Source organism: Limnobacter sp. SAORIC-690, from assembly GCF_002954425.1.
Classification (GTDB): Bacteria; Pseudomonadota; Gammaproteobacteria; order Burkholderiales; family Burkholderiaceae_B; genus Limnobacter; species Limnobacter profundi.
The window spans coordinates 1,115,988-1,131,008 of the sequence record NZ_MQVZ01000001.1 but is presented as its reverse complement, the minus strand read 5'-3'; the positions used below and the strand labels follow the sequence as shown (position 1 = coordinate 1,131,008).

At 52.8% G+C, this 15,021-nt stretch carries 15 protein-coding genes; 5 read left to right on the top strand and 10 right to left on the bottom strand.

The window, feature by feature from the left end; genetic code table 11:
• The first annotated feature begins 5 nt into the window (after positions 1-5).
• The 3 genes from BSZ31_RS05370 to BSZ31_RS05360 all read left to right on the top strand — a co-directional run bounded on the left by BSZ31_RS05370 (position 6) and on the right by BSZ31_RS05360 (position 2,149).
• A complete protein-coding gene (locus tag BSZ31_RS05370; protein WP_105027875.1) occupies positions 6-767 on the top strand; it encodes a TerC family protein in 762 nt (253 codons plus the stop codon).
• A gap of 219 nt (positions 768-986) precedes the next feature.
• On the top strand, positions 987-1,436 hold the full coding sequence (locus BSZ31_RS05365; protein WP_105029763.1) for a histidine phosphatase family protein: 450 nt from the start codon (positions 987-989) through the stop codon (positions 1,434-1,436).
• Between the two features lie 146 nt (positions 1,437-1,582).
• On the top strand, positions 1,583-2,149 hold the full coding sequence (locus tag BSZ31_RS05360; protein WP_105027874.1) for a fasciclin domain-containing protein: 567 nt from the start codon (positions 1,583-1,585) through the stop codon (positions 2,147-2,149).
• Between the two features lie 103 nt (positions 2,150-2,252).
• On the opposite strand, the gene BSZ31_RS05355 is transcribed toward BSZ31_RS05360, so the two are convergent.
• The gene (locus tag BSZ31_RS05355) at positions 2,253-3,128 is read right to left on the bottom strand and encodes a DMT family transporter (RefSeq protein WP_105027873.1); all 876 of its coding nucleotides are present in this window, start codon (positions 3,126-3,128) and stop codon (positions 2,253-2,255) included.
• Between the two features lie 74 nt (positions 3,129-3,202).
• Here BSZ31_RS05355 and BSZ31_RS05350 point away from each other — a divergent pair, with 74 nt between their 5' ends.
• Positions 3,203-8,179, top strand: coding sequence for a PAS domain-containing protein (locus tag BSZ31_RS05350; RefSeq protein WP_105027872.1), 4,977 nt, complete (start codon positions 3,203-3,205; stop codon positions 8,177-8,179).
• A gap of 84 nt (positions 8,180-8,263) precedes the next feature.
• The gene (locus BSZ31_RS05345) at positions 8,264-8,608 is read left to right on the top strand and encodes a PepSY domain-containing protein (protein WP_105027871.1); all 345 of its coding nucleotides are present in this window, start codon (positions 8,264-8,266) and stop codon (positions 8,606-8,608) included.
• Here the strand turns inward: BSZ31_RS05345 and BSZ31_RS05340 are convergent.
• The 9 genes from BSZ31_RS05340 to phnL are packed head-to-tail and all read right to left on the bottom strand — an operon-like array spanning position 8,605 to position 15,010.
• Positions 8,605-9,207 (bottom strand): ATP-binding protein, encoded by a 603-nt coding sequence (locus BSZ31_RS05340; protein ID WP_105027870.1) that lies wholly within the window; start codon positions 9,205-9,207, stop codon positions 8,605-8,607. The two genes, BSZ31_RS05345 and BSZ31_RS05340, sit on opposite strands and share 4 nt — an antisense overlap.
• Complete coding sequence (locus BSZ31_RS05335; protein ID WP_105027869.1) at positions 9,183-9,914, bottom strand: HAMP domain-containing protein; 732 nt, start codon at positions 9,912-9,914, stop codon at positions 9,183-9,185. Before BSZ31_RS05335 ends, BSZ31_RS05340 begins: the two co-directional genes overlap by 25 nt.
• Positions 9,911-10,579 (bottom strand): response regulator transcription factor, encoded by a 669-nt coding sequence (locus tag BSZ31_RS05330; RefSeq protein WP_105027868.1) that lies wholly within the window; start codon positions 10,577-10,579, stop codon positions 9,911-9,913. The genes BSZ31_RS05335 and BSZ31_RS05330 overlap by 4 nt, the downstream gene beginning before the upstream one ends.
• A gap of 5 nt (positions 10,580-10,584) precedes the next feature.
• Positions 10,585-10,896 (bottom strand): PepSY domain-containing protein, encoded by a 312-nt coding sequence (locus BSZ31_RS05325; protein ID WP_105027867.1) that lies wholly within the window; start codon positions 10,894-10,896, stop codon positions 10,585-10,587.
• Between the two features lie 45 nt (positions 10,897-10,941).
• Positions 10,942-11,790, bottom strand: a complete 849-nt coding sequence (locus BSZ31_RS05320) for an EamA family transporter (protein WP_105027866.1) — start codon at positions 11,788-11,790, stop codon at positions 10,942-10,944.
• Positions 11,787-12,554: a phosphonate metabolism protein PhnP gene (gene phnP, locus BSZ31_RS05315; RefSeq protein WP_105027865.1), complete on the bottom strand. Its 768-nt coding sequence runs from the start codon at positions 12,552-12,554 to the stop codon at positions 11,787-11,789. Before phnP ends, BSZ31_RS05320 begins: the two co-directional genes overlap by 4 nt.
• Positions 12,545-13,111: a phosphonate metabolism protein/1,5-bisphosphokinase (PRPP-forming) PhnN gene (gene phnN, locus BSZ31_RS05310; RefSeq protein ID WP_105027864.1), complete on the bottom strand. Its 567-nt coding sequence runs from the start codon at positions 13,109-13,111 to the stop codon at positions 12,545-12,547. The genes phnP and phnN overlap by 10 nt, the downstream gene beginning before the upstream one ends.
• Complete coding sequence (locus BSZ31_RS05305; protein WP_105027863.1) at positions 13,104-14,303, bottom strand: alpha-D-ribose 1-methylphosphonate 5-triphosphate diphosphatase; 1,200 nt, start codon at positions 14,301-14,303, stop codon at positions 13,104-13,106. Before BSZ31_RS05305 ends, phnN begins: the two co-directional genes overlap by 8 nt.
• Positions 14,300-15,010, bottom strand: coding sequence for a phosphonate C-P lyase system protein PhnL (gene phnL / locus BSZ31_RS05300; protein ID WP_105027862.1), 711 nt, complete (start codon positions 15,008-15,010; stop codon positions 14,300-14,302). Before phnL ends, BSZ31_RS05305 begins: the two co-directional genes overlap by 4 nt.
• Between the last annotated feature and the right edge of the window lie 11 nt (positions 15,011-15,021).

The following is a 15,021-nucleotide window of genomic DNA, read 5'->3' as shown; positions in this document are numbered from 1 at the left end:
TACTAATGGATCCAAACGTTTGGATCGCTTTTGCGATTTTGACGGCCTTGGAAATCGTGCTGGGTATCGACAACATTGTGTTCATTACAGTGCTGGTGTCGAAACTGCCCGCAGACATTCGCGACCGCGTGCGCCAGTTCGGTTTGATGTTCGCAATGGCGACCCGAGTGGGCCTGCTGTTTTCGCTGTCCTGGATTATTGGTTTGACCGAACCCTTGTTTGAAGTGGCTGGCAAAGCGATCACTGGGCGAGACTTGGTACTGTTCTTCGGGGGTTTGTTCCTGTTGTGGAAGGCCTCAAAGGAAATTTACCTCGAAGTGGAAGCACCACACCAGGTTGAAGAAGAACTGGAAGCAGGTGCCGCTATTCAGAAAACCGGTGCCAAGCTGTTTTGGTACTCCATCATTCAGATCGGTATTTTGGATATCGTGTTCAGCTTGGATTCCGTGATTACTGCGGTGGGCATGGCTGACGACATCGAGGTGATGATTGCTGCCGTGATGGTGGCGGTGGGTGTGATGATGCTGTTTGCCAAATCAATTGGCGAGTTTGTTGAGGCGCACACCTCTGTGAAAGTATTGGCACTGGCCTTCTTGATGATGGTCGGTATGTTGCTGATCGCGGAAAGTTTTGGCCAACACGTGCCCAAGGCTTACCTGTACAGCGCAATGGGCTTCTCGCTGCTGGTTGAATTGCTGAACCTGCGATCAAAAGCCAAACGTCAACGGCTTGAAGAAATGGCACGTGCCAAAACCAACGCTGCCTGATAAAACCCGGTAGTAAATTGCAGAAAAGCCAGTGTAAACTGGCTTTTTTGTTTTGTGGGCCAAGCAAACAGCCCCACAGCGTCAAACCCAGAGGGTGAATTCATGCAGCACCGAATTGCTCAGTTTCTTGTTCTTTTCTCGCTTACTCTGATTTCAACGGCGGGGCACACCGAATCCAATGTCTGGAACCTCTGGAAACAGCCAGGGGTTCATGCAATCATGCGCCACGCCAGTGCACCAGGTTTTGGCGACCCGGAAGGGTTCACCTTGGGCGACTGCAATACACAGCGCAACCTGAGTGCTTCAGGACGAGAAGAAGCCAGGAAATTGGGCGAAACCATTCGAAGTCAGGGAATCACGCTAAATGCCATTTATTCAAGCCAATGGTGCCGCTGTTTGCACACCGCAGAGGAATTAAAATTGGGCAAGGTGCAGGCTTTGCCTGCCTTGAATTCATTTTTCCAGGGGCGGGGCAACAGTGCTGAGCAAACCAGCGCTTTGAAGAAACACCTTGCCACGCTTAAACCCACCGACAAGGTGTTGTATGTCACCCATCAGGTCAATACCACCGCCCTGACAGGTATTTATCCTGATTCGGGTGAAGTAGTTTTATTCAAGTTCAATCCGGACGGCCAAGTCACCGTGATTGGGCGGGTTCAAACTCAATGACATCCACTTACAGACCTTAACAAAACTTAACCCAGGGACGCTGAACTTCGCCGGCACAACTGCCTCGAACAGTTAACGATTTCGGTTCAACAGCCGGGACGTGTGGAAAATCTTGTAGTTTGAAATTCCAACTGGAGGTAGTAAACATGTTGAAATCAAAACTCACGACAGCAAGCCTGATTGGTTCAATTGCACTTTCAGCAGCCGCTTTTAGCCTGCCTGCCCAAGCCGAAATCATGGTGGGTGGTGCGCCCATGCTGCCAAGCAAAGACATCGTCGACAATGCCGTCAATTCAAAAGATCACACCACTTTGGTGACTGCCGTACAAGCCGCAGGCCTGGTGGATACCTTGAAAGGCAAGGGACCATTCACAGTATTTGCGCCAACCAATGATGCATTTGCCGCACTGCCGAGCGGCACCGTGGACACTCTTCTGAAACCAGAAAACAAATCGGCCCTGCAAGGTGTGCTGACCTACCACGTGGTGCCTGGGAAAATTACAGCCGCCGATTTGAGCAACAAAATTGTTCAGGCCGGTGGAATGGCCACCCTGAAAACAGCATCGGGTGCCTCGCTGGGCGCCAAGCTGCAAGGTGACAAAGTCGTGTTGGTTGACGAAAAAGGCGGTACGGCTGAGGTCACCATTGCAAACGTCACCCAATCCAATGGCGTGATCCATGTGGTGGACAGCGTGTTACTGCCTAACTCCTGATCCCATTTTCCCCTGATGGGCGCTCAGCAAGCCTGTCGTCATCTCCGACCTGTAATTGCTGTTTTGGCGAGCCCACGCGGTTCGCCTTTTTTTATGCAGCTTTCTAACGCGCCCGGGTCACCAACACAATGCCCAACACCACGGGAACAATGCCAATGAAATCGATCCAGTTCAAAGGCTCGTTCAGCAGCCATGCGCCTGCCAACAAGCCCAAGGGTGGTGTTAAGAAAAACCACACACTGGCTGCGCTGGCACTGCCACGCTCCAACAGGTTAAACCACAACTGATAACCGGTAATCGACACCACCAACACCAGCCATGCAAATGCGCCAGCAAACGAGGGAGTCCAGACGATTGCGGACCAGTCTTCCATGAACAAGGCAACAGGCAACAACAAAAGGCCACTCAGAATGATCTGAAAACCAGTCCCGGTCACAATATCGGTGCGCACAGGCCATTTTTTGTACAGCACCGTGCCAAAGGCCAGGGTTAGTAAAGCCGCCAGTACCAGCAGGAAGCCTTCAAGCGAGTCTGTAGTAGAGCCGATTCGGTTGCGAACAATAAAGGCCACACCCAGAAAACCCAAAGCCAAACCCAGCACCTTTTGGCGTGTGAGGGGTTCGCGCAACAAAAACGAAGACAACACGGCAACCACAATAGGGTTTGCACTAATAAGAATGGTGGACAAACCCGAGGACAGGCTGCCCATGCCGGTCCAGCTTAAACCCAGATAAAGCGCATGGTTCAACAATCCCAAGGCGCTTAACACGCCCAACTCTTGGTGGGTTAATTTGCGCAGTGTTCCGCGCCAATGCGCCCAGGCCAGCATCAAGGCCCCAGCCACAAGAAAACGCAAAGTTAGAAACAACAGGGGTGGGCTGTCGATCAAACCAATTTTCGCAGCAGGAAATGCGCTGGTCCAGATCAGGACGAATGGAAACGCCAATGAAGCGTTTCTCAAAAGGGGGTATTGATTCATTCAAGGAAATCCAGTAATTGTGAGACATTGTAATCAGCGAATCTGCTAAACCTAGCCGACGACCGGAGTTTTAGATGCTCGAGCAGTTCCGATTAATCGTCGTGGATGATGAAAAACCCCAACTTGAAGCACTGTGTTCACTGCTTCAAGATGCGGGATTTGAAGTCAAAGGATTTCCTGAACCAGTCCAGGCGCTGGAACACTTGAAGCGCCAAAGCTTTGATGTGCTGCTCACCGACCTGCGACTTCCCGGCATGGACGGCATCGAGTTGGTGCAACGTGCACGCCAACTGGACCCCGATTTAAGCGCTGTGCTGATGACCGGGCATGGCAGCATTAAAACTGCGGTAGACGCCATGAAGCTTGGGGTGCTGGATTACATCCTGAAACCCTTCAAGGTCAGCGAGTTGATGCCGGTAGTGAACCGGGCCATCGAGGTGCGTAAATTAAAGCTGCAAAACTCGCAGCTGATCCGCGACCTTTCCAGCAGCAATTCACGCTTGCTGGAAATGAACCATGAACTGGACCACTTTGCCGGGCGCGTTGCTCACGATCTGAATTCGCTTTGCCACATTATTCAGGGATTCGCAGGCAGCCTGACACGCCGGGCCCACAGCAAACTGGACGAGCAAGAGCAGCGCTACCTGCTGCGTATCAATGAGGCCAGCGCGCGCGGCGGTCAATTGGTGTCTGATCTGCTGGCTTTTGCGCGGCTTGGCTCAGGCGAATTGAAGTTCAACCAGGTGGTGTTGAATGAAGTGGTGGAAAAAGCCAGAGCCATGGTGGAATCGACCGAAGGCCTGCGACAGGCTGACTGGAGTATTGCCAAACTGCCCGACATTGAAGGTGATGAATCGCTGTTGGAGCAGGTGTTTGTCAACCTTTTTTCGAATGCTTTGAAATTCAGCCAGATCCGGGAACTGCCGACGATTGTGGTTGAAGCCAATGTTCTGAACGATGCCGTCGAAATCAAGGTTATCGACAACGGCGCAGGCTTCGACCCTGACCGGGCCGATGGTCTTTTCAGGCCTTTTCATCGTCTGCACAACGCTCATGATTTTGAAGGCCACGGCATGGGCCTGGCCAATGTAAAAAGAATCATTGAACGGCATGGCGGTCAAATCACCGCCGTGTCTGCTCCCGACAAGGGCGCTGTGTTTACCCTGATTTTGCCGATACACCAACACAGCAGCAGCACACGACAGGCAAACGTTGTAGCAGAAACCCCAAGCCTTGAGTTGACCAGCACAATCGACGAGAAAATTGACCCGCAACACTCAGAATTATTGAGCGCGTGTGTAGAACGGCTCAACGACATCGTGATGATTACCGAGGCCTCGCCAATCGACGCGCCTGGCCCGCACATAATTTACGTGAACTCGGCATTTGAAAAGGTAACTGGTTATAGCCGGGATGAAGTAATCGGCAAAAGCCCACGCCTGCTGCAAGGCCCTGAAACTGACAAAACCGAACTACAGAAAGTTCGGGCCGCCCTTGTAAACAAGGAATCTGTGCATGTCGAACTGGTGAATTACGGCAAAAGTGGCAAACCCCACTGGCTTGAAATGGACATCGTGCCGGTGTTGGGCTCGAACGGGGAGATACCCTATTTTGCGTCCATTCAACGCGATGTAACCGAGCGCCGCCGGGCGGAGGACAAACTCAAACGCAATGAAGCGCTGCAGCGTATTGGGGGGCGCCTTGCCAAACTGGGTGCCTGGGCCATTGAACTGGGCCCGGTGCCCCGCCTTTACTGGTCGGAAGAAGTATTCGACATACTGGAGATTGCCAAAGGCCAACTGCCCACCAGTTATGACGATGCGCTGCGTTATTACCATGGCAAATGGAAAAAGATCGTGGAGGCTGCGCTGACCCGCTGTTCAACCGAGGGGCTCGCATTTGAGCTGGAGCCTGAAATGCGCTCCAACAATGGCCGGCGAATATGGGCTCGCGTGGTGGGTGAGGCGGTGCGCAACGAGAAAGGCGAGATTGTTCGAGTGCAAGGTGCTTTTCAAGAGATCACCGACTCCAAACTGGCGGTGCTTACGCTGATGCACATGAATCGCCTGCTTGAAGCCCAGCAACGCGTGAATGACATTACCACCACCCTGGACAAGCCCGAAAAACTGTTGCAAGAGGTATGCAGCGTATTCTGCTCATTGGGTGGCCTGCCTTTGGCGTGGGTTTGTCAATTTGGCAAAGACTTGAGCGATTTGAAAGTAACGGCTGCCGATGGTTCTCAGCAAGAGTTTGTTTCTCAAATCATGAAGACCACCACCTTGCCACGTGATCATGAACTGGTGGACCGCTTGCGCGCCGGGAAAATGCACATTTGCCAGAATGTGGCAGAGGAACCGCAAGCCAAAATGTGGCATGAACAAGCCGTTGAAGAGGGTCTTGAGTCTTTTGCCATACTGCCCATTCATGCGCAAGGCAAACTGCGTGCAAGCCTGGTGTTGTTTGGGGCGGGCATTCACTTTTTCACCAACGAAGTGCGCCAGCTGTTGAAAACCTTGGCGAAAAATTTGTCTTTTGCATTTGAAAACCTGTTGTTTGCCGAGGAGCGAAGCCGCAATGCAGAGCGCCTCAAGTTGCTCGAAACATGCGTGGAACGCCTGAACGACATTGTGCTGATTACCGAGGCCGAACCAATCGATGGCGATGGTCCGAAAATACTCTATGTGAATGATGCTTTCGTCAGGCGCACTGGATACTCTCGCGAAGAAGCCATTGGGAAAACACCCCGAATTTTGCAAGGTGAGCGGACGCAGCGCGATGCCTTGGACCGCATCCGCAGCGCTTTAAAGAACTGGAAACCGGTTCGTGAAGAGCTGATCAACTACACCAAGAGTGGCGAAATGTTCTGGCTGGAACTGGAGATCGTTCCTGTGGCCGATGAGACAGGATGGTACACCCACTGGGTGGCGATTGAACGTGACATCACCGAGAGAAAACAGGCTGAAGCCGCATTAAAAGAGGGATCTGAGCGATTCCGGCTTTTGGCTAGCGCATCCAGAGACTGTATCTGGGACTGGAATTTGATCACCGATGAAATCTGGTGGAATGAAGGGTTCGAAAAATTGTTTGGGTTCGACCGAAAAACAATTGAACCCAGTAATGATTCCTGGATTAATCGCATTCACCCGGATGATCGTGAACGCGTGGTCAAAAGTATTTTTGAAGCCATCAATTCCAGTGGGGAAAGTTGGCAAAATGAATATCGATTTGCACATTTCAGTGGTCGCTGGCTGGATGTTCTGGACCGAGGTTACGTGATTCGGGATGAACAGGGAAAAGGCATTCGCATGATAGGCGGAATGACCGACATGACCCATATCCGGCAGTCTGAACGGCGCAGTCAAGCGCAATTGATACGGATGAACCTGCTCAACGAAATTACGCGCGCCATTGGCAATCGACATGATCTGGACAGTATTTATCAGGTGGTGACCAACAGCATTGAACACGAACTTCCTGCAGACTTTTGCCTTACCGCCTCCTACTCGGAACTCGAGAAAACCATTACCTTCAGGTCATTGGGCAATGCGACAGAAGTTTCTGCAAACCGCATCGGGTTTTACCTGCATGCGTCCATTCCGGCAAAAGGTGTTCATCTGGACCGGGCACTTCAAGGCGAATTTGTGTATCAACCCAACCTCGGGGGCAGCATGTGCCTGACAGGCGAGGGCATGCACGAACTGGCGGGACTGGACAGCATGGTGATTGCTCCCCTGATGCATGAGAGCAAAGTACTGGGCATTATTACCACCGCACGAAAGGGGCTGGATGCCTTCTCGCCCGATGAGCTTGAATTTCTTCGTCAGTTGGCCGAACACGTGGGATTGGCCCTTGCACAAACCGAACTGCTTCGGGAATTGCAGGAAGCCTATCAGAACCTTCAACGCACACAGCAACTGGTGTTGCAACAAGAACGCCTGCGAGCGTTGGCGGAAATGGCAGGGGGTATTGCACACGACATCAACAATGCAATTTCGCCTGTGGCTTTGTACACCGATGCCCTGCTGAGCTCGGAAAGCAACTTGAGCGAACGTGGCCGCAAGCAGTTGCAAACCATTCAACTGGCCATTGACGATGTGGCCCGAACTGTGGACCGCATGGGGCAGTTTTCCAGACGACAGGAGGACGGCGTAGAACTGACCAGCGTGAACCTGGCCAAGGTGTGTGAACAATCCATGGAATTGACCAAGGCCCGCTGGCACGATATTCCCCTGCGCAATGGTATTTCAATTGAATTCAATGTAGAACTTGGCCAGGATGTACCCGAGATAGATGCATCGGAACCCGAGTTGCGAGAAGCGCTCACCAATCTGATTTTCAATGCGGTAGATGCCATGCCCAGGGGCGGCACCATAACGCTGTCGACCCGACTGGAGAAAAAAAGCGACCATGACCAGGTGGTGATTGAAATACGCGACACCGGCCTGGGTATGAACGAAGAAACGCTGAAGCGATGCCTGGAGCCCTTTTACACGACCAAAGGTGAACGTGGCACAGGCTTGGGCCTGGCCATGGTGTATGGCATTGTGAAACGGATGCGTGGCCAGATTGAAATTGACAGTCAGGAGAATAAGGGGTGCACCGTTCGAATTTTGCTACCCACCGGTTGCCGGCAAAACAAACTACAAACCCGCGAAACAGGCGATCAAAAACCCCAACCTTCCTTCCACATTTTATTGATTGACGATGACACCAAAGTTCTGGGAGCACTGAAGGATGGTTTAAGCGCAAGCGGCCACAGGGTTCAAATTGCCAATTCAGGACCACACGGCATTGAGTTGTTTACCAAGGCCATCGCCGAGGGTGCGCCATTTGATGCGGTGATTACAGATTTGGGCATGCCTGGCATGGATGGGCGGCAGGTGGCCGAGGCTTTGAAAAACATCAACAAAGATTGCCCGGTGACCTTACTGACTGGCTGGGGCAAACAACTGGATGCCCAAACCACAGTGATACCTCACATTGATGCTGTGTTGGCCAAGCCACCCAAAATTTCTGAGATTCAGGCATTGCTGCGAACCCAAATTCAATAAAAGAATGAGGCCCTGAATTTTCAGCTTCAATTCATCTTGTTTTTCTAGACTGTGTACACATTGAACCCACACAGGAGAAACAAAATGATTCGTCGCCCTACCCCAACTTTGTCTGCCCTTGCCTTGATTTTGCTGACTGCCACACTGATGGCAATGCCCAAGGCATCGCATGCCGATGATGACCGATCGAATGCAACACGAGACACAGAGATCGTCAAAGCGTTTGGTTTGATCAGCGCTGAACAAGCCCGCGAAATTGCGCTAAAAGAAGCCCCTGGCGTGGTGACTGAACTTGAACTGGATGACCGCGACTATGCCAAAGGATGGAAGTGGGAAGTGGAAGTTGTGAATGCCGATGGCCGCGAGGTTGAAGTAGACCTGGATGCAAAAACTGGCAAGGTGTTGAAGGTTGACAAAGACTGGTTCTAAACCAGTGCACCGGGCTTGAAGGTGACACGCACAGCAAGCCCTGGCGCGTTGTTGGCAAATTCAAGCTCGGCGCCGTAGGTGCCTGCAATGTCTTGCGCAATGGCCAAACCCAGACCACTGCCCGGTGTGTTTTCATCAGCCCGAAAGCCACGCTGTGTGATTTCAGTCAGCAAGCTGGAAGGACAACCCGGGCCGTCATCACTGATCTGGACTGTGTTGCCCTGAAGTGAAATGTGCACGGTCGTGTTGGCCCACTTCGATGCATTGTCGATTAAATTGCCAAACAGCTCGAACAAATCTTCCCGATCACCCAGCAAGGTGGCGCCATGGGGTACCTGAACCACAAAGTTCAATGCCTTGTCGCGGTAAAGCGCTTTGCAACTTCCCACCAAGGCATTCAGTATTTCAAGCAAGTCAATGCGCTGGCCTGGGCGCAGATCACCCACCACCCGCACACGGGCTGTTTCCCGATCAATCAAGCGGGCCACCTCCGCGGTCAAGGTGTGAACCTCTTGGATGAACTGGCGGCGGTCTGATTCATCGCTGAGTTGTGAGAGCCGGGCAAGCCGGGTTTTCAAGGCGTGGGCCAAATTGCCCATGCCTCGCGGGATCGTTTCAAGCGCTGATCAATCGCAGTGAGCAAACGATTCAACTCATCAACCAAGGGTTTGATTTCATCGGGGCCCTGAAATTCAAGCTGCCTGATTTCGCCTTGTTGCAAACGGGCCAAGGCTGCTTGCACTGCATTGAGGGGCTTTAAGGTGTTAATCACGATCAAGCGCTGAATCAACACAAGTGCCAGCAAAAAAAGCGCTGAGAAACCCGCGTTGGCCAGCTGATATTGCTTCAGGTTATTGCGCAATGGGGTGATGTCGCGCGCAATCGCGATGGTGAACTGTTGATTGTCTTTCTCATAATTGCGCGCATGCACCAGGAGGTGTTGGCCGTCAGGCCCCGGCTGGCGAGTAATGAAAACCGAGGAACCCTCGGGCCGGGTAATATTAAAATCTGCATCCCAAAGCGAACGTGAATAGCGAACTTCCGCTTGGTGTTGCAAGGCAAAGTAAGTGCCGGAATAAGGCTGTTGATACGCGGGAACCAAACCGCTGGTACTGAGGGCCAAAGCACCCGCGGCATCAAATTCGACACCGGCCAGCAAGGCTTCACTGTCAAGCTGTAGCTGGTCTAGCAATTGTTTCTCCAGCAGGTTTTCAATGGCCCTGGAGGAAAGCCACCACTGTGCCAGCAGCAGCACCATGAGACTGACAATCAAACCGAACGACAAGCGGTTGCGCAGTGAATTCATGGTGCAGGCTCGCCAAATATATAGCCTTGCCCTTTTCGGGTTTGTATCCACTGTGCGCCAATTTTCTTGCGCAAGCGGTTCACATACACCTCCATCACATTGCTGTCCTTGTCGGCATCGTATTCATACACATGCTCGGTCAACCTTGTTTTGCTCAAAGGCTGCCCGGGGTGCAACATGAAATAGCGCAGCAAGCGAAATTCTGTGGCAGTGAGTTGTTGGGGTTCTTCATCATTTACCTGAACCGTCTGCAAGGCCTCATCCAGCAGCAAACCTTTGGCTTTCAAAGACTCGGGCGCTGTACCCACAGCACGCTTGAGTACGGCACCAATGCGCGCCAGCAATTCTTCAGTTTGAAAGGGCTTGGGCACATAGTCGTCAGCGCCCGCATTGAAACCTTCCACTTTTTCCTGCCAGGTTCCCCGCGCAGTCAGCACAATGACCGGCAATTTCAGACCTTGCTTACGCCAAGTTCTCAACACATCCAAACCTGGTTTGCCGGGCAGGCCCAAGTCGAGCACCACCAAATCATACGGTTCAATACAACCCTGCACTTCGGCCTCAATGCCATCTTGTACCCAATCCGCCGCATAGCCTGCCTTGCCCAGTTGCTTGTGCAACTGCGCACCCAGTACCGGGTCATCCTCTACCAAAAGCAGTCGCATGGCGCTTAATCGTCCTGTTCAAGTTGCAGCAGTTCGCCGGTGCGGGCATCGAACTCCATTTCCCACACTTTGCCACTGCTCTCAAGCAATTCTATTTCATAGATGTAACGTCCATCGTCTTTGTCGAGATCGACATCGACCACACGCCCAGGCTTGACCTTTCGGGCACGATCGAAAATTTGCTCAAGCGAGAGAATTTCGCCGCTGAGCTGAAGCTGGCGAATGCGTTTGTCGTCGTCTGCATAGGCAAACGGCGGTAAGACCGAAGCAAAGCAGAGCAGAGCAACTAGAAAAGTGAGGGCACGGACTTTCATCATGAAAGTAATGTACCCGATTCACCTGAATTGAAGCTTAAAATGTGCTCATAAACGCAATACCACCAAGCCACTGACTATGGTGGCCGCAGCCGCCAGTCGCATTTTCCAGTGTGCATTTTCCTTGAACAGGAAAATAGAGGCTAGCGTGGCCAGCACAATACCAGCATTGGTAAAGGCCACCACCACAGCGGCAGGCAAACTACGCATGGCCGCGATGACCAGCACATAAGCCAGGCCCACACACAGGCCACCCACTGCAATCACCCACAGGGGCGGACGTTCGGAAGGAACCCAACGACCGGTACTGTGCTTCAGTTCCAGTGTGAGCAACAACCACGCAGCAAGATAGCCAAACGAAACAAAACCCAAAAGGCCTGCAAAGCTGTCGATGTGTGTCGTAGCGAACTTGTCGCTGAGTGAATACACGCTGGTGCAAAGCATGGCGAGAAATGCCCAAGGCAATGCCGATTTGTTGGCGCTGCCGCGCCCGGTGTCGGCAAGCAAAGCCAAACCCAAGACACTGATGGCAATACCCACCCAGGTGGGCATGCTGAGTTGCTGATCAAACAGCCACAAACCCCACACTGCAATCAACAAGGGCGAACTACGAACCAAGGGATACACCAAAGCCACAGGGGCATGGTCGTAGGCCTTTTTCAAACCCAAAAAATACAAGGCATTGGCCGTGGCCGAGGTGGCCGCCAGTGCTAGAAATTCAGGCGTGAAACGGGTGTGCTGAAACAGTGAGTAAAGCCCCCAAGGGGCGAGAAGTACCAGGTGCCCAATCAACACCCACCACAGCACATAGCGCGCTTTGGGCTGCTGACGTGCCATGAGATTCCACACCACATGCATGCACACCGACAAACCGATGAACAATGCGGCCTGAGTCATTGAAGTTCGATGATGGCGTTGTCGCAAGCCACCTGCACGCCTTCTGGCAACACCGGATTATTTGAAATCTGCCAAGTGTCGCTGCGGTGGTTCAGGTGGGTTAGCCAGGCCCGCGCAGGTTTGATTTGCTCAATCAAGGCCAAGGCCTGGTTCCAATCGTTGTGATTACCGCCAACCGCATTCGCATTCGTGCTGGGTGGGTCGGTGGCATCAATCGCCAAGCCATCCGGATTGCTCTGTTGAAGCATGGCCAGAGTTTTGGGTGGCAGGCCCACCGTGTCGGTGAGGTATGCGAAACGCACACCATGGCGATTTTCAATCAGATAGCCGAAAGTGACTTTGGAATGAATCAGCGGCAGGGGCGTGAAAGTCAGCGAGCCGATCTGGAACGACTCAAATTTGGTTTGGGGTTTGAAGTCAAGAATCCCCGGGTGTTTGAACAGGTCGGCACACCCTTCAGAGTCGGGTGGGCAGTACACAGGTACATTGCCCAATACACCCCAGCGCAAATGAAACAACCCTTGCACATGGTCAGGATGAAAGTGGGTTAGCACGATGGCGCTGTAACTGCCCAAAGGAAAGCGATCATGCAGGTTCATCAAACCTGCGTCCAGCACCACACAGGTATCACCATCTTCAACCAAAGCAGAACAGGGCCTGCGAACAAAGACCGGGTTGGCCAATGCACGTTCGCATGCAGCGCAATTGCAGCCATAACGGGGCACACCACCAGCAGCGCCAGTTCCCAAAAATGTTATTCGCACATTGTCACCTTGCTGTGTTGTTCAATCAAATTGACCAATGCTGCACCTGCTTCTTCAAGTGAGCCATTGTTCGACACGGTGATACCGGCCGGGTGGCTGAGTCGCAGAATCCGGTTGCGGCTGATTCGTGCATCAATCTCGGCTTCTGATTCGCGTGCGCGCTGCATTAAGCGGGCTTTCAAAACATCATGCGCCACCTCGATGGTGACTGGCAACAGTTCGGGGTAGTTCTGCATGGCCTCGGGCAAGTATTCACGTGAACCATTCACCACCACGGTGATCCCTTTGCTAAGCCATTGGTTGATTTCAGCACCAATGCCGTAGCTATTGCCGTGGCTGTGCCAATGCATGGCAAACAAGCCCGCCTGAACACGTGCATTGAATTCAGCTTGAGACAAAGCAATGTGATTTTCACCGCCGGAATTGGCAGGCCGCGTGATATAGCGGTGCGCAAACTGCACCATGGGCTGCCCTGCCAACTGAGCACGGGCAAATGCCATGATGGAGTCTTTCCCGCTGCCACTGGGGCCCACCACATAAAGCAGGCGGTTAGACAAGCGAGTGCTCCGCGTTGGCTACCTGGTTTGCAGCGGGGTGCACGTTAGCAAACTGTGCGCTAAACACTTGTTTGCCAGCCACCCAAACGCTCTCAACCTGAGGCAGATTGTCGGGGAGAGCCACTGCAATCAAATCGGCTCGCTTGCCCACAGCAATTTGCCCACGGTCGTTCAAACCCGCTGCGCGAGCGGGGTTCAGGGTAACCAATGCCACAGCTTCACTGATTGAAATACCAGCCAATGCTGGCAGGGCCAGGGCTGCAGGCAACAAGGCAGCGGGTGAGTAATCGCCACACAGGCAATCAGCCACGTTGTTGATAACTGCATCGAGCGCGCGCATGGAACCCGATTGCGATTTGCCACGCAGAATGTTGGGCGCGCCAAACAGTGTGGCCAGGCCTTTGTCTTTGGCCGCCTGTGCGGTTTCAAGATTGATTGGAAATTCGGAAATGACTGCTCCCAGGCTTTGAACAATATCCACTTTTGCGGGGCTGTCGTCGTCGTGGCTGGCAATTGAAACACCATGCGCTTTAGCCACATCGGCCAATGCCTCCATGCGGGCAGTTGCACCCTGTGCTGCCTTCAGTTTTTGTTGCAGCATGGCGTCGAACTCTTCATCGCTTTTTTTGTAGGTTTTGCCCAGGTAGTTGCGATAGGCCTCCACACTTTTGAATTGGCCCTGACCGGGTGTGTGGTCCATGAATGAAATCAAATGTGCATCGCCATTCACCAGCAAATCGGTGAGCACCGGCACTGCGGTTTCGTCGGTGACTTCATAGCGGGCATGCACACGGTTGTCGACCAAGGCGTATTTTTGCCAAGCGTGCACGGCTCGCGCCAGTTCAGCTGCGAAGGTGTTGTTGCGCACACCCAATTCATGATTGGCAAATGAAAGGGAATGGTAAATGGTTGTCACACCGGCGGCAGCATTGCGCTTGTCGGCTTGTGCACAGGCAAAATTCACAGGGAAGTGCACGCCCGGGCGTGGCTCCACTTCTTTTTCAAGTGCATCACAATGCAAATCGACCAGACCGGGCATCAACATGGCGCCTTTCAGGTCAATAATTTGTGCGCCAGTTGTTGTATCTGGATCCAGGGCTGTGATCACGCCGTTCTCGATCAGCACGGCGATGTTGTTGAAGACGCCGTGTGGGAGCACCACGCGGGCATTGGTTAAAAGTTGCTTGTTCATGCATGTAACTCCAGTGTGTGTTTGGCCATGGCCAGTTCAACCACATTGTCGGCCAGGCGTTCAACCAGTGTCGGGTGGTGAAAAATTGCCAACATGGCCACACGTTGCTGTTTGATGCTGTTCAGTAAATCAACCACTCGATCGGTGGTGTCAGGGTCCAGACTGGCAGTGGGCTCATCCAGCAACAACAGGCGTGGCTTGGCAATCAAGCCACGGGCCAGATTCACGCGTTGCTTCTCGCCACCAGAAAACGTGGCGGGTGGTAAGTTCCACAACCTTTCTGGCACATTCAGTGTGCTGAGTAATTCGCGTGCCTTGTCGCGTGCCATAGCAGCACTTTCGCCTTGCCGCACAAGTGGCGCTGCCACAATGTCGACCGCAGCCTTGCGTGGCAGGCAATGCAGAAACTGGGTGACAAAACCAATATCGCGTTCGCGAAGTTGCAGCATTTCACTTTCAGTGGCACGGCTCAAATCAATGGTGCGGCCGTCTTCTTGCGTGAAAAGCATGCTGCCACTGCTGGGCAAGTAGGTTCGGTATACGCACTTCAGTACTGAAGACTTTCCCGCGCCAGTAGGGCCAATCAGCGCAGTTAACTGCCCCGGCGTTGCGGTCAGGTTCACCAGGCTGCACGAGGGTATTTGAGTGCCCTGTTCATGCAGGGTGAAGTGCTTGCTCAGCTTGTTGATTTCAAGAATAGGATTCATGTGTGTTGCAA

Bases quoted from the DNA above. Each gene is read 5' to 3' on its own strand.
- BSZ31_RS05370 (WP_105027875.1), top strand. From the start codon at position 6: ATGGATCCAAACGTTTGGATCGCTTTTGCGATTTTGACGGCCTTGGAA.
- BSZ31_RS05365 (WP_105029763.1), top strand. From the start codon at position 987: ATGCGCCACGCCAGTGCACCAGGTTTTGGCGACCCGGAAGGGTTCACC.
- BSZ31_RS05360 (WP_105027874.1), top strand. From the start codon at position 1,583: ATGTTGAAATCAAAACTCACGACAGCAAGCCTGATTGGTTCAATTGCA.
- BSZ31_RS05355 (WP_105027873.1), bottom strand. From the start codon at position 3,128: ATGAATCAATACCCCCTTTTGAGAAACGCTTCATTGGCGTTTCCATTC.
- BSZ31_RS05350 (WP_105027872.1), top strand. From the start codon at position 3,203: ATGCTCGAGCAGTTCCGATTAATCGTCGTGGATGATGAAAAACCCCAA.
- BSZ31_RS05345 (WP_105027871.1), top strand. From the start codon at position 8,264: ATGATTCGTCGCCCTACCCCAACTTTGTCTGCCCTTGCCTTGATTTTG.
- BSZ31_RS05340 (WP_105027870.1), bottom strand. From the start codon at position 9,207: ATGGGCAATTTGGCCCACGCCTTGAAAACCCGGCTTGCCCGGCTCTCA.
- BSZ31_RS05335 (WP_105027869.1), bottom strand. From the start codon at position 9,914: ATGAATTCACTGCGCAACCGCTTGTCGTTCGGTTTGATTGTCAGTCTC.
- BSZ31_RS05330 (WP_105027868.1), bottom strand. From the start codon at position 10,579: ATGCGACTGCTTTTGGTAGAGGATGACCCGGTACTGGGTGCGCAGTTG.
- BSZ31_RS05325 (WP_105027867.1), bottom strand. From the start codon at position 10,896: ATGATGAAAGTCCGTGCCCTCACTTTTCTAGTTGCTCTGCTCTGCTTT.
- BSZ31_RS05320 (WP_105027866.1), bottom strand. From the start codon at position 11,790: ATGACTCAGGCCGCATTGTTCATCGGTTTGTCGGTGTGCATGCATGTG.
- BSZ31_RS05305 (WP_105027863.1), bottom strand. From the start codon at position 14,303: ATGAACAAGCAACTTTTAACCAATGCCCGCGTGGTGCTCCCACACGGC.
- phnL (WP_105027862.1), bottom strand. From the start codon at position 15,010: ATGAATCCTATTCTTGAAATCAACAAGCTGAGCAAGCACTTCACCCTG.